General features: G+C 70.1%; 12 protein-coding genes and 3 pseudogenes. 5 read left to right on the top strand and 10 right to left on the bottom strand.

What is annotated here, in order from left to right:
- From AB0A61_RS05110 to ilvA, 6 genes and pseudogenes are all read right to left on the bottom strand, one after another.
- Positions 1–103 (bottom strand): annotated as a pseudogene (locus AB0A61_RS05110) (sulfate adenylyltransferase small subunit); the annotation flags it as partial.
- 121 nt (positions 104–224) lie between these two features.
- Complete coding sequence (gene cysC, locus AB0A61_RS05105) at positions 225–785, bottom strand: adenylyl-sulfate kinase (protein WP_361286197.1); 561 nt, start codon at positions 783–785, stop codon at positions 225–227.
- Between the two features lie 284 nt (positions 786–1,069).
- Positions 1,070–1,579, bottom strand: coding sequence for a F0F1 ATP synthase subunit B (locus AB0A61_RS05100; protein ID WP_361286194.1), 510 nt, complete (start codon positions 1,577–1,579; stop codon positions 1,070–1,072).
- A gap of 203 nt (positions 1,580–1,782) precedes the next feature.
- Positions 1,783–2,640, bottom strand: coding sequence for an ABC transporter permease (locus AB0A61_RS05095; RefSeq protein WP_361286191.1), 858 nt, complete (start codon positions 2,638–2,640; stop codon positions 1,783–1,785).
- Positions 2,637–3,677, bottom strand: coding sequence for an ATP-binding cassette domain-containing protein (locus AB0A61_RS05090; RefSeq protein ID WP_361286188.1), 1,041 nt, complete (start codon positions 3,675–3,677; stop codon positions 2,637–2,639). The genes AB0A61_RS05095 and AB0A61_RS05090 overlap by 4 nt, the downstream gene beginning before the upstream one ends.
- Before the next feature lie 170 nt (positions 3,678–3,847).
- Positions 3,848–5,077, bottom strand: a complete 1,230-nt coding sequence (gene ilvA / locus AB0A61_RS05085) for a threonine ammonia-lyase (protein WP_361286185.1) — start codon at positions 5,075–5,077, stop codon at positions 3,848–3,850.
- Positions 5,078–5,220: 143 nt separating this feature from the next.
- Here ilvA and AB0A61_RS05080 point away from each other — a divergent pair, with 143 nt between their 5' ends.
- Positions 5,221–5,745, top strand: coding sequence for a MarR family transcriptional regulator (locus tag AB0A61_RS05080; protein ID WP_361286182.1), 525 nt, complete (start codon positions 5,221–5,223; stop codon positions 5,743–5,745).
- 149 nt (positions 5,746–5,894) lie between these two features.
- Positions 5,895–6,398, top strand: a complete 504-nt coding sequence (locus AB0A61_RS05075) for a sigma factor-like helix-turn-helix DNA-binding protein (RefSeq protein WP_361286179.1) — start codon at positions 5,895–5,897, stop codon at positions 6,396–6,398.
- Here the strand turns inward: AB0A61_RS05075 and AB0A61_RS05070 are convergent.
- Positions 6,337–6,727, bottom strand: a pseudogene (locus AB0A61_RS05070) (hypothetical protein). The gene AB0A61_RS05075 and the pseudogene AB0A61_RS05070 overlap by 62 nt on opposite strands.
- Before the next feature lie 71 nt (positions 6,728–6,798).
- Here AB0A61_RS05070 and AB0A61_RS05065 point away from each other — a divergent pair.
- Together AB0A61_RS05065 and AB0A61_RS05060 are read left to right on the top strand one after the other, a co-directional pair.
- Positions 6,799–7,173, top strand: a complete 375-nt coding sequence (locus AB0A61_RS05065; RefSeq protein ID WP_361286176.1) for a MerR family transcriptional regulator — start codon at positions 6,799–6,801, stop codon at positions 7,171–7,173.
- Between the two features lie 25 nt (positions 7,174–7,198).
- A complete protein-coding gene (locus AB0A61_RS05060; RefSeq protein WP_361286173.1) occupies positions 7,199–7,447 on the top strand; it encodes a hypothetical protein in 249 nt (82 codons plus the stop codon).
- A 41-nt stretch (positions 7,448–7,488) separates the two neighbouring features.
- Here the strand turns inward: AB0A61_RS05060 and AB0A61_RS05055 are convergent, their stop codons facing one another.
- Positions 7,489–8,643, bottom strand: coding sequence for a cystathionine gamma-synthase (locus AB0A61_RS05055; RefSeq protein WP_361286170.1), 1,155 nt, complete (start codon positions 8,641–8,643; stop codon positions 7,489–7,491).
- Positions 8,644–8,773: 130 nt separating this feature from the next.
- Between AB0A61_RS05055 and AB0A61_RS05050 the strand changes: the two genes are divergently transcribed.
- Positions 8,774–9,892 (top strand): hypothetical protein, encoded by a 1,119-nt coding sequence (locus AB0A61_RS05050; protein WP_361286167.1) that lies wholly within the window; start codon positions 8,774–8,776, stop codon positions 9,890–9,892.
- 16 nt (positions 9,893–9,908) lie between these two features.
- On the opposite strand, the pseudogene AB0A61_RS05045 reads toward AB0A61_RS05050, so the two are convergent.
- Together AB0A61_RS05045 and AB0A61_RS05040 are read right to left on the bottom strand one after the other, a co-directional pair.
- A pseudogene (locus tag AB0A61_RS05045) lies at positions 9,909–10,004 on the bottom strand (transcriptional regulator); the annotation flags it as partial.
- A 123-nt stretch (positions 10,005–10,127) separates the two neighbouring features.
- Entirely contained in the window at positions 10,128–11,978 is a 1,851-nt protein-coding gene (locus AB0A61_RS05040) for a S8 family serine peptidase (RefSeq protein WP_361286164.1), read from the bottom strand.
- Positions 11,979–12,053 lie beyond the last annotated feature (75 nt).

The following is a 12,053-nucleotide window of genomic DNA, read 5'->3' as shown; positions in this document are numbered from 1 at the left end:
GCACCCGCCGCCTCTCCACCCGCTCCCCCTGCCGGGCACCGCCCCACTCACCCGCGGTCAGCCACATCCCGCCCCGCCGGAAGACGTCCCGCTCAAGATGTGCACCGCATCGGACTCCAGCGCATCCAGGTGCGGCAGACGGACGACCTGACCGGTTCCTGCGTCGCCGTCCCGGGTGCTGAAACGCTGCGACGCCGGCAGGGCATTGTGCAGTGAGGCCGCCGTCACACCAATTCCCGGGCGGCAAGTAGTTGCCAGACCTCGTCCACCGACTCCTCGACGCTTTGAGGGCGGCCCGCGATCCGTAGGTCGGGAGCGACGGGCTCCTCGTACGGGTCGTCGACCCCGGTCAGCCCGGATATCTCGCCCGTCCCCTGCTTGGCGTACAGCCCCTTGACGTCCCGTTCACGGCAGACCTCGAGGGGAGTTGCCACATGTACCTCAACGTATGCAGCGCCCGCGTCCTCGTGCCGCTTGCGCACGGCGTCACGGCTGTCTGCGTATGGGGCGACGACTGGAACAAGGACCGCGATGCCGTTTCGGGCCAGCACTTCTGCGAGTACTCCGACACGTTGCACGTTGGTGTGCCGGTCCTCGGGGCTGAAGCCGAGGCCCGCCGGGACGGACCTACGGACCTCGTCACCGTCGAGCACCTCGACACGGCGCTCGTCCGCACGCAGCCGCGCCGCCAACTCGTGGGCGATCGTGGTCTTGCCGGCACTCGGCAGACCCGTGAGCCAGACGGTCATTCCTGGCCGACAGCTGCAGAATTTCGCCTGTCTCATTCTTTCACCTCAATTGATCCGCCGTCAGCGTCATCAGGGCCTAGTTACCTCGCTCCTCATCCTTGTCGGAGTGGCGATCTTGGACCAGGCAATCCGACCGGCAGACTTCCCGGCGGAGTCGCCTGTTTACCAGCAGATCCCTCCCCAGAGACAACTTGGTAAGCAGCACTTGCGAGGCGGCGAAAAGACAAAAAAAGCAGGGCCCAGATCGTTGTGATCTGGTCCCTGCGACGGTCCGCGAGCTGTGATTGGTGTCCCCTACCGAAGACCGTGCACCAATCGGTTCACTTCTTCGTCGAAATCTCGACATCCACCTTGGTGAAGAAGTCATCTGCGATGACGCGTGCCCTCGGCAAGTCATTGAGCGGTTCACCGACGATGCGACCTGCAAGTTCGGTCGCCAAGGTGAAGACGTCCTCGCGCAGTTCTGCCTCAGCGATGATCCGGTCCGCCTCCAGCTGCGTCTTGGCTGCCGCCACAAGATGCTCTCGCTGCTTCTGCCCCTCGGCGCGCAGGGTAGCCAGGAGGGCAGCTCCCTCCTCCTTGGCGGTTTGGCGAACCTGTGCCGCCTCGTGACGAGCCGCGCTGAGTTCCGCTTGGTACTCGGCGTAAATACGCCGGGCTTCGTCGTGGATCGCTTCCGCGCGCCCGATGGTGCCCTCGATCGCATCTTCGCGTTCCGTGAGCGTCTTCTGGATGCGTGGAACCAGCAGCTTCGCAAAGACTCCGACGACCGAGAAGAAACAGATTAAGCCGACGATGAGCTCGGGGCGGGGTGGATTCAAAGGTCCCATACTGCAAATCGTAGCAGTGCGGGTTCCGCTACTTGCAGTGGGTTATTACTGGGAGCCCCTACCCTCACTTTGGGTGAGCGAAAAATCGAGACTTATTGCCCATTTGAAGCAACTTGTCTTTTTCTGGGGAAGGGTAAGAATCCAACAGCTGAGTCGGCTGCGATCTCGACGAACTCGCGGTATGGACGTCCTGCCCGGAGGCGTCAACCGGCCGCCCGGCGGTACTTGCGGACCGCGAGTGTGCGGAATATCAGGATGATCAGGACCGAGTAGATCAGGGAGGCCCAGACCGGGTGCTGCATGGGCCAGGCGGTCGAGTGGGACTGGCCGGGGTTGGCGAAGAGCACCCGGCAGGCCTGGACGGTGGCGCTGAAGGGGTTCCACTCCGCGATGTGGCGCAGCCACGGCGTCATGTTGCCGGAGTCCACGAAAGCGTTGGAGATGAAGGTCACCGGGAACAGCCAGATCAGTCCGCCCGAGGTGGCCGCCTCGGGCGTACGGACCGTCAGGCCGATCAGCGCACCGATCCAGGTGAACGCGTAGCCGAGCAGCAGGAGCAGGCCGAAGGCGCCCAGGACCTTGCCGACGTTCGTGTCGCCGTTCGACCCGACGCGCCAGCCGACCAGCAGGGCGACGACGGCGAGGACGAGCAGTGTGAGCGCCGTCTGCACCAGGTCCGCGAAGGTGCGCCCGGTGAGCACCGCGCCGCGCGCCATGGGCAGCGAGCGGAAGCGGTCGATGAGGCCCTTGTGCATGTCGTCGGCGATGCCCGCGCCGGAGCTGGCGGTGGCGAACGTGACGGTCTGCGCGAAGATGCCCGCCATCAGGAAGTTCTTGTAGGCGGTCGGGTCGGTGGTGTTGCCGATCCGCATGGAGCCGCCGAAGACGTAGGAGAACAGCACTACGAACATGATCGGCTGAATGAGTCCGAAGATCACCATCTCCGGGATCCGCGACATACGAATCAGGTTGCGTTGCGCAACGACCAGTGAGTCACGGATCGACTGGCTGACGGCGTTGCCGGGCGCGGCCACCCGCGCGGTGTCGCTGACGGCACTCACTTGACGGCCTCCTTGGCGCCCTTGTGGTCCTTGACGTCCGTGCCCTTGGCGCCCTTGGCGCCCTTGGCACCCGTCGCGCCGTTGTCCTCGTCCTTGACCTCCGCCACATGGCCGGTCAGGGAGAGGAAGACGTCGTCGAGGGTCGGGCGGCGCAGCCCGATGTCGTCGATCTCGATGCCGCGGGTGTCGAGCTCGCGGATGACCTCGGCCAGCAGCTTGGCGCCGCCGGTGACGGGCACGGTGAGCTTGCGGGTGTGCTCCTCGACGGTGGTGTCGCCCTTGCCGAAGCCGCGCAGCACCTCGGAGGCGGTCGCGATGTGCTCGCGCTCGTGCACCACGACCTCGACGCGCTCGCCGCCGGTGCGGGCCTTGAGCTGGTCGGAGGTGCCACGGGCGATCACCCGGCCCTGGTCGACCACCGCTATGTCGTGGGCGAGATGGTCGGCCTCCTCCAGGTACTGGGTGGTCAGCAGCAGGGTGGTGCCGCCGGAGACCAGTTGCTTGATGACCTCCCACAGCTGCTGGCGGTTGCGCGGGTCGAGGCCGGTCGTCGGCTCGTCCATGAACATCACCGGCGGGGAGACGACAAGTGCGGCCGCCAGGTCGAGCCGGCGGCGCATGCCGCCGGAGTAGGTCTTGGTGGGCCGGTCGGCGGCGTCCGCGAGGTTGAACTGCTCCAGCAGCTCCGCGGCACGGGCCTTGGCGGCCCTGGCCTTCATCTGGTACAACCGGCCGACCATCTGTAGGTTCTCGCGGCCGGTCAGGTACTCGTCGACCGCGGCGAACTGGCCGGACAGGCCGATGGACCGCCTCACCTCGTTGGGTTGTTTGAGCACGTCGATGCCCGCGACGACGGCCTTGCCGCTGTCGGGGCGCAACAGGGTCGTCAGGCAGCGGACCGTGGTGGTCTTGCCCGCGCCGTTCGGCCCGAGCAGTCCCAGCACCGTGCCTTCGGGCACGTCGAGGTCGACGCCGTCCAGAGCCCTTACATCGCCGAAGGTCTTCACCAGACCCTCGGCATAGATGGCGCCTGGCATATGAGTCTCCACGTCGTCGGGTTGAAAAAGATCAGTTGTGGTCTGGGGTGCTGCGCGTGAGGGGTGAATGCGAGACACACCATAACGCGATGTATCGCGTGTCTCAACGGTCTTTCCCGAATGAGTGACGAAGAGGGGCCTGACCTCGGTGTTCCGCCGCTCCGGCGCCCTCAGTCGATGACCGTGTAACCGGCGTCGCGCAGGGCCTGGCCGACCTCGGCGCAGTGCGCCGGGCCCTTCGTCTCCAGGTGCAGCTCCACCTCCGCCTCCGTGAGCCCGAGCCGTGGGTCGGTCCGTACATGGCTCACGTCGAGGACGTTAGCGTCGACCACTGACAACACCCCGAGCAGTGTGGCCAGAGCCCCCGGCCGGTCCGTCAGGCGCAGCCGAACGGCCAGGTACCGGCCCTGCGCGGCCATGCCGTGCCGCAGCACGCGCTGGAGCAGCACCGGGTCGACATTGCCCCCGGACAGCACCGCCACGACCGGTCCCTCGACGCTCTCCGCCCCGCCCAGCAGCGCGGCGACCGGGCTCGCCCCGGCCGGCTCGACGACCAGCTTGGCCCGCTCCAGACACAGCAGCAGCGCGGCGGACAGCTGGTCCTCGGTGACCGTGCGGATCTCGTCCACCAGGTCGCGGATGATTGCGAACGGCACGTCGCCCGGCCGGCCGACCTTGATGCCGTCGGCCATCGTCGCCGGGTTCTCGATCGTCACCGGCCGCCCCGCGGTCAGCGAGGGCGGATACGCCGCCGACCCCGCCGCCTGCACCCCCACGATCCGCACGTCCGGCCTGAGCGCCTTCACCGCGACCGCGATACCCGCCGCGAGCCCGCCGCCGCCGATCCCTACGACGATCGTCCGCACCTCCGGGCACTGCTCCAGGATCTCCAGCCCGACCGTGCCCTGCCCCGCGATGATGTCGGGGTGGTCGAACGGATGGATGAACACCGCGCCCGTCTCGGCCGCGTACTCCTGGGCGGCGGCCAGCGTCTCGTCGACCACCTGGCCGTGCAGGCGCACCTCGGCGCCGTAGTCCTGGGTGGCGCTGATCTTCGGCAGCGGTGCGCCCTTCGGCATGAACACCGTGGCGTGCACGCCGAGCAGCGACGACGCCAGCGCCACGCCCTGGGCGTGGTTGCCGGCGCTGGCGGCCACCACCCCGGCGGCACGTTCCTCCGGCAGCAGGCCGGCGATCCGGACGTAGCCGCCGCGCAGCTTGAAGGATCCGGTCCGCTGGAGGTTCTCGCACTTGAGGTGCACCGGCGCGCCCACCTGCTGGGACAGGTGCCTGCTGCCCTCCATCGCGGTCACCCGCGCGATGCCCGAGAGCATCTTCTGGGCCCCGCGCACGTCGTCGAGGGTGACGGGCCGCAAGGAGTCAGCCGTGCTGTAGCTCATGACTCAAGTCTCGCAGTTCACAGACGCTGCAGACTGGTGTGACCAACCTCCGAGACCGGTTTGTGCAGCGCCGGTACGACCTGCCCCCCGGCCGCGTACCCTGTCCCCCAACCCAGCAGCCCTTCAGAAGTGAGCCCCCGGCCATGCCCACAACACCTGAAATGTCGATGGACATGACGACCGCCGGTGACACCGGTCTTCTCGACACCCTCCAGCACGAGGTGGCGGTGTTCGCCCGCCGTGCGGAACAGACCCGTCTCGGCGGGGTCGGTCAGGTGCGCAACTCCATGGACCGCGCCGCATACTTGCTGCTCAACCGCCTGGACAAGGAGGGCCCGATGGGCGTCAAGGCGCTGGCCGCGAGCATGGGCATCGACTCCTCCACGGTCACCCGGCAGGTGGCTCCGCTCGTCGACACCGGGCTCGTCAGGCGCACCTCGCACCCCGAGGACGGGCGTGCGGTCGTACTGCAGTTGTCCCCGCGCGGGCTGGCGCGTCTGGAGGAGGTCCGCTCGTCGAGGCGCCGGCTGATGGCCGAGCTGACCCAGGACTGGGCGCCCGAGGAGCGCGAGGCCTTCTGCACCCTCCTGACCCGCTTCAACCACGCCCTCTCCGCCCGCCAGGCCACCCAGGGCATGCCGGTGCCGGAGGCACCGCCGGCGTCCTGAGCCGGCCGGAGGCCTCGAACCACCCGCGCGGCTCTTGACCGAAAGGCCACCCCTGGCCTCAGATGAGACCGGACCCCCGTCGTACGCCGTTCGAGTCCGGCACGCGCGCGGGGTCCCGTTTCCTCAGGGTGCCCTCGGCGGGAGGCACGGTGCGAGAACGGCAGGCGTCCCAAGGCGCTCGCCGGGCCCGGGAGTTCGAGGCGTTCGTCGCGGGCGCGGCCGGGCGGCTGCTGCATGCCGCCACGCTCCTCACCGCGGAGGCACCGGACGACAACCCGCGCGCGCGGCGCCTGCTGACGCTGGCCCTCGCCCACACGTACGCGTGCTGGGACCGGCTGCGCGGCGAGGATCCGTACGACCGCGCCCGCCAGTACCTGGCCACCCGCTTCGCGCGCGAGGCGTGGCACCGGTACGGCGGTTTCGGCCGCACCCGTAGGCGCCCCGTCGGCACCCTGGCCGGTCTTACCCCCCGCGAGCGTCTGGTCCTCGTCCTGCGCTTGTACGAGGGAGTCGCCGAGGAGCAGGCGGCGGCACTGCTCGGCCTGCCCGTGGAACGCGTCCGCGTCATCTGCGACCGGGCGATCACCACCCTCACCCACCCGTCGCGTCACCCCGCACCCGCGGTGCGCGGCCCCAAGATGGCCCCGTCGTGAACGGGCCGGTGCGCCGGGCCCGCCACCGCAGCACCAGCTGGACGACGCCGAACGCCGCCTCCACGAAGAAGAACGGCCACAGCAGCCGCGTGGCGCCGTGGGCCAGGGCGTACACCTGCCACCGGCAGGCCGCCCAGCCCGAGCGCGGCATCCGCCGACGACAGCCCGTCGTGCACCAGCACGTACGTCCACGGCGTCGGGAGGGCCGCCGTTGCGAGGAGGTCGTACCAGGCACTGGCGCGTACGACGCGAAGGCAGGAAGGCCGGTGGGCGCGAAATGACGGATCACGACAGGGCTCCCGCCGGTCCCGGCGGCAGCGATGCCTCACGCTGAAGCGACGCCTCACGCTGAACAGTGGAGTACGCTCCACGGTCAAGCCGACGGTCCCGGGGGAGTGCCATGCACATCGGGGAACTGGCCGCACGAGCGGGCATGACGAAGGACAGCATCCGCTTCTACGAGAAGGCCGGCCTCGTCACGGGGCGGCGGGCGGCGGGCGGCTACCGCGACTTCCCGCTCGAGGCGGTGACGCGGCTGCACTGCGTCCGAACCGCCCAGACGCCGGGGTTCACGCTCGCGGAGATCGCCCGGCACGGTGAGGAACTGCGCGACGCGCCCGACCGGGCCGAGGCGTTGTCCGCACTGTACGGGGACAAGATCCCGGTCATCGCCACCCGTATGGCCGAACTGGCGGCCCTGCGGGCCGACCTCCACGCGCGCGTGGGCACCGGATGCCCGTTGCGGGTGGCCGGCCGCGCCGGCCGCGCCGGCTGAGCGCGGACCGTGGGAGGAGACGGGAATGAACCGGACCGAGCGTGAGGCGGCCGTGCGGCGGCTGCTGGAGCAGACGCCGCCGCAGGTGCCGCCGGACCTGTACGAGGACGTCGTACGACGCGGCGGCCGCATGCTGCGCCGCCGGACGGCCGTCCGTCGCGTGATGTGGCTGCTGCTTCTCGCCGCGACCGTGGCCTTCGTCGTGTGGGCGGTGACGGTACGACCCTGGGTGGAGCCGCCGTCGCAGACGACCCCACCCCTGACCGGCTGGTGAGAACACGGCGCCCGCGCGCGGGTGTGTGCTCGGCCTGATCGCTAGCCGAGGGCCTGCTGCAGGTCCTCCAGCAGGTCGTCGACGTTCTCGATGCCCACGGACAGCCGGACCAGGTCGGCGGGGACCTCCAGGGCGGAGCCGGCCGCGGAGGCGTGGGTCATACGGCCCGGGTGCTCGATCAGCGACTCGACGCCGCCCAGGGACTCGCCGAGCGTGAACACCTTGGCGCGGTTGCAGACCTCGACGGCCGCCTCCTCGCCGCCCTCGACCTGGAAGGACACCATGCCGCCGAACGCCTTCATCTGCTTGGCGGCGATCTCGTGACCGGGGTGCTCCGGCAGCCCCGGATACAGGACGCGCGTCACGCGCGCGTGCCGGGACAGCATGTCGGCGACCTTGACGGCGTTCGCGCTGTGCCGGTCCATGCGCACCGCGAGCGTCTTGGTGCCGCGCAGCACCAGCCAGGAGTCGAAGGGGCCCGCGACCGCGCCCATCGCGTTCTGGTGGTACGCCAGCTCGTCGCCCAGCCCGGCGTCGTTGACGATCAGCGCGCCGCCGACGACGTCCGAGTGGCCGCCCATGTACTTGGTGAGCGAGTGCACGACGACGTCCGCGCCGAGCGAGAGCGGCTGCTGCAGGTACGGCGTGGCGAAGGTGTTGTCGACGACGAGCTTCGCGCCCGCGTCCCGGGCGACCTGAGCGAGGGCGGCGATGTCGGTGATGCCGAGCAGCGGGTTGGAGGGGGTCTCCACCCATACGGCCTTGGTCCTCGGCGTGATGGCGTCCCGCACGGCGGCCGGGTCGCTGGTGTTGGCCACCGACCACTCCACGCCCCACCGGGAGACGACCTTGGCGAAGAGACGGAACGTGCCGCCGTACGCGTCGTTGGGGATCACCACGTGGTCGCCCGGGGCGAGCAGCGTACGCAACAGGCAGTCCTCGGCCGCCAGTCCGGACGCGAACGCGAGCCCCCGGCGGCCGCCCTCCAGGGCGGCGAGGTTCTCCTCCAGGGCGGTCCTCGTCGGGTTGGCGCTGCGGCTGTACTCGTAACCGCCGCGCAGACCGCCCACGCCGTCCTGCTTGTAGGTCGAAACCTGGTAGATCGGCGGGACGACGGCGCCGGTGAGGGGATCGGCGGTGTTGCCCGCATGGATCGCACGTGTCTCGAAGTGCTGACTCATATGCCTGTCGCTCATGACCACCGAGGGTAGTGCGCCCGCGCGACCGGTGACGGACGGCGGGGCTCGGACGACGCGCGGAGGGGGTTTTCCACAGGCCCGTCGAACACGTTGGCCAAGTGTCGGCGCCGTCTGGTTCGCTTGAGGCATGGAGATTCTCTGGGTCCTGATGGCGCTGGTCATGCTGAGCGTCGTGCTGCTTCCGTTCCTCAGGCGCAGGCGCGGGATGATCGAGCAGGTTCCGCCGGGACACCCTGACGCCGCGGACCCGGCGAACTACGGATTCGTGCGGCAGGAGGAGCTGGACGTCCGCATGCCCGGCCCCGACCAGGACCTGCTGGACGTCCTGGAGCTCGTCCAGCGCACCCAGGACCACCGCGCGGCCGCCCAGCTCCTTGCGGGCACGGAGACGGAGAGCGAGCGGCGCTGGCAGCGCGTGCAGGCCTTCGCGGGTGCCGCGGCGCTGGAGCTGCAGCAGCGGCCCGGCGGGATCCACGAGACGCCCGGCGGGCAGTGGCTGCGGGTGTGGCGGGCCGAGGCGCCCAAGGACCCGGGCGGCGCGGCGGTGCACGCCGAGTTCCTGGTGCAGCAGGCATGGCGGACGTCGACGCCGGGGACGGACGAGTTCCGCATCATCATGGAGGAGGCCAGGGACGCGTGCGGCCAAGCGGCACTGCTGGCTCCCGGCGACCCGATCCCGTACATCATCGAGCTGTCGGTGGCGCGCGGACTCGCGTACTCGCAGCCGGAGTTCGAAAAGCTCTGGCTCAAGATCCTGGACCGCGCGCCGACCCACATGGGGGCGCACCTGGCGGCCCTGCACTACTGGTGCGAGAAGTGGCACGGCTCGCGCGAGCTGGCGATGTCCTTCGCTCAGGCCGCGGCGGCCCGCGCACCCCAGGGCTCGCTGCTGGCGGCACTGCCCCTGTTCGCGGTCTTCGAGCACCTGCCCGAGGTCAACCTGGTCAGCAGCTTCTACCAGAGCGAGGTGGTGACGAAGGCGATCCACGGCGCGCTCTTCGCGGTGCACGCGGCAAGCCCCGACGACCCGATGTCGGCGCACGTGCGCCACCTGCTGGTCTTCTTCCTGGTCCGCTCCGAGCGGTGGGCCGAGGCCATGGACCAGCTGATACACGTCGACGGTCACGTGGGCGCCCTGCCCTGGACGCTGGGCGAGGACCCGGCGGCGGAGTTCGCCGTCTACCGGGCCCTGGCGGTGGCGGGCTACGAGGCGAACGGCGGCAGCCCGGCGACACTGCCGCACTGAGCAATCGGGGCGGTTCTGCAAGCCGGACAAGGTGATCGCGCTCGTGCCGGTCGAACCGCAGCGCTGCGGCCAGGGCGGGCAACACCTGTACGGAGGCGCGGATCTTCAGTCCGACCGGTGGCCATGTGGCATCTGGCCCGCGACCACATGGCTGTGACTTCAGGCCGACCGAACGAAGGAACGGCACCCGGCTCGCCGGACGGGTGCCGTTCTGTGGAGCTGCCGGAGAGGAGAACTAACCGGCCATGGACGGCGCGTAGTGCGACAGGCCAGGGGCGAGTAGTACCGCGGGGGCCAGGCCGAGGGCTACGAGGGCGTCGGGCAGGCCGCGTCCGAGGCGGGCCGCCTCCGCCGTGCCCGGGGTGGCCGGCAGACGGCAGCTGGCGGCGATGATCTCGAAGAGATGCTGCACCCGGCCAGGTCCGCGCGGCAGCAGCTGACCGTGGAAGTCCTCGTGGTGAGCGAGCACGAGGGCCGCGAGGCCGGCCACGTGGGCCGCGGCGGCGCCGGTGCCGTCCAGGACCGCGTATCCGTCCTGGGGCGCGCAGGACAGGACGGCGACGCCGGGGGCGGCCGCGTCGACACCGGGGCCGTAGCAGCTGAACGGTGCGGCGAACAGTCCCTCCGGTGTCAGCTGCGCACCGGAATGGGTGCCGTGGGAGGTGTCCGGCGGGTACGTACCCAAGGCGCCCAGCGCGCCCACGGCGAACACGGTGGGCAACGAGCCGGGGAAGGCGACCGGCCCGCCGGTGTCACCGGCCGGTGCGACGCAGGCGATGCCCGCCGCCCCGGCGTCCGCGAGTTTGCGTGCGACCAGGGCCGACGAGTACGGGGTCGCCACGGCGATGTGGGCGATGTCGATCTCGCGTTCGATGCAGTGGTCCAGGGCGGCGATCAGGTCGCTGAAATGTCCGTCGGGCATCACCTGGCAGACCTCGAGCTCGGCGTCGACCGCGATGCCGATGATGCCCTTGCCGGTGTCGGCACCGACGATGATGCCCGCCGTGTGGGTGCCGCTCCCCACCACGTCACGGGCCCACGCCTCCTTGTCCGTACCGCGAACGAGATCGATCCCGGAAGCCACCCGTTGTTTCAGATCGGGGTGTTCGGCACTGACGCCCGAACCGATGACCGCGATCTTGACACCGAAGGCGCGGAACGTGGGCGGCAGCCGGTCCAGCCGCATGGCCTGCTGACCCCAGCCGTACTGCTGCCGCTGCTCCAGCTCCGGGTACACCTGGGCCAGGGGGGTGAGGGTGACGAGGTTCTCCCGGGTACTCGACAGGTCCGGGCGTTGGATCCAGCGGTCCGTGTAACCGCTCCTGGGCCGGACGTACAGGGACTGCAGTGACTGCGCGGTCTCCGTCGCCGACGTGATGGTGACGGTTCCGTCGGGTCCTGTGATGCCCTGGCTCGGCCAGGTCTCGCCGATCAGGAACACCCCCGCGCCGGCCACCGGTTCGCCGTCCGGGCCGCAGACGCGCAAGGTGATGTCCACGGGCTCTTCCAGCGGCAGGACCAGCCCCGGATCGCGCAGTGGCAGAACCCCCGCGGTCGCAGCGGCGGCGGGTCCGGTGCCGGACAGCGGCAGGTCCGGCTCGATGTGCACGGGCAACGACCGCATCGCCGGTACCTGGGCCTCGGCCGCCTCGACGACCGCGACTTCCGGGCAGGAGGGGTTCAGTCCGGCCGACCGGAGCTTCTCCGACGGCTGCAGTCTGCGGATCACTTTGGCCTCGGGCATCCGGTCCAGCCGGTCGCACACCGCGTCCATGCTGAGTTCGGGCACTCCCGGCGGGAGCAGATGCCGCGGCACCGGCGTCACCAGGTAGCGCTCGCGGCGCGGCCGCACCGTGACCGGTGACTGGGCGCCCTTCTTGCGTGGCGCCGTCTCCTTGCCCTCGGGTGCCGGCCCACCCGCCCCCGCGCCCTCGGACCCGCTCTCGCGGTTGATTTCGGGCCTTTCCTTGACCATTACGTCCACCTTCACCACGCCTACGTCCGACTCGTGCTCCTGCTCGTACTCCTGCTCGCGCTTCTGATCCGGCGACGGGCGGCTCGCGCTTCCACGGTGAGACCCGCGCATCACGTGAGGCTCGCGTTCACGCGAGACCCGCGCTTCCACGGTGATGCGGTGTGCCCGGAAACCACTCCGGGGCAC

The sequence above is a fragment of the Streptomyces sp. NPDC046197 genome (assembly GCF_040646295.1).
Taxonomy (GTDB): Bacteria; Actinomycetota; Actinomycetes; order Streptomycetales; family Streptomycetaceae; genus Streptomyces.
The sequence above is the reverse complement of the archived record's forward strand: the minus strand, read 5'-3'. Positions and strand labels throughout refer to the sequence as shown.

Bases quoted from the DNA above. Each gene is read 5' to 3' on its own strand.
- cysC (WP_361286197.1), bottom strand. From the start codon at position 785: ATGAGACAGGCGAAATTCTGCAGCTGTCGGCCAGGAATGACCGTCTGG.
- AB0A61_RS05100 (WP_361286194.1), bottom strand. From the start codon at position 1,579: ATGGGACCTTTGAATCCACCCCGCCCCGAGCTCATCGTCGGCTTAATC.
- AB0A61_RS05090 (WP_361286188.1), bottom strand. From the start codon at position 3,677: ATGCCAGGCGCCATCTATGCCGAGGGTCTGGTGAAGACCTTCGGCGAT.
- ilvA (WP_361286185.1), bottom strand. From the start codon at position 5,077: ATGAGCTACAGCACGGCTGACTCCTTGCGGCCCGTCACCCTCGACGAC.
- AB0A61_RS05080 (WP_361286182.1), top strand. From the start codon at position 5,221: ATGCCCACAACACCTGAAATGTCGATGGACATGACGACCGCCGGTGAC.
- AB0A61_RS05065 (WP_361286176.1), top strand. From the start codon at position 6,799: ATGCACATCGGGGAACTGGCCGCACGAGCGGGCATGACGAAGGACAGC.
- AB0A61_RS05060 (WP_361286173.1), top strand. From the start codon at position 7,199: ATGAACCGGACCGAGCGTGAGGCGGCCGTGCGGCGGCTGCTGGAGCAG.
- AB0A61_RS05055 (WP_361286170.1), bottom strand. From the start codon at position 8,643: ATGAGCGACAGGCATATGAGTCAGCACTTCGAGACACGTGCGATCCAT.
- AB0A61_RS05050 (WP_361286167.1), top strand. From the start codon at position 8,774: ATGGAGATTCTCTGGGTCCTGATGGCGCTGGTCATGCTGAGCGTCGTG.
- AB0A61_RS05040 (WP_361286164.1), bottom strand. From the start codon at position 11,978: ATGCGCGGGTCTCACCGTGGAAGCGCGAGCCGCCCGTCGCCGGATCAG.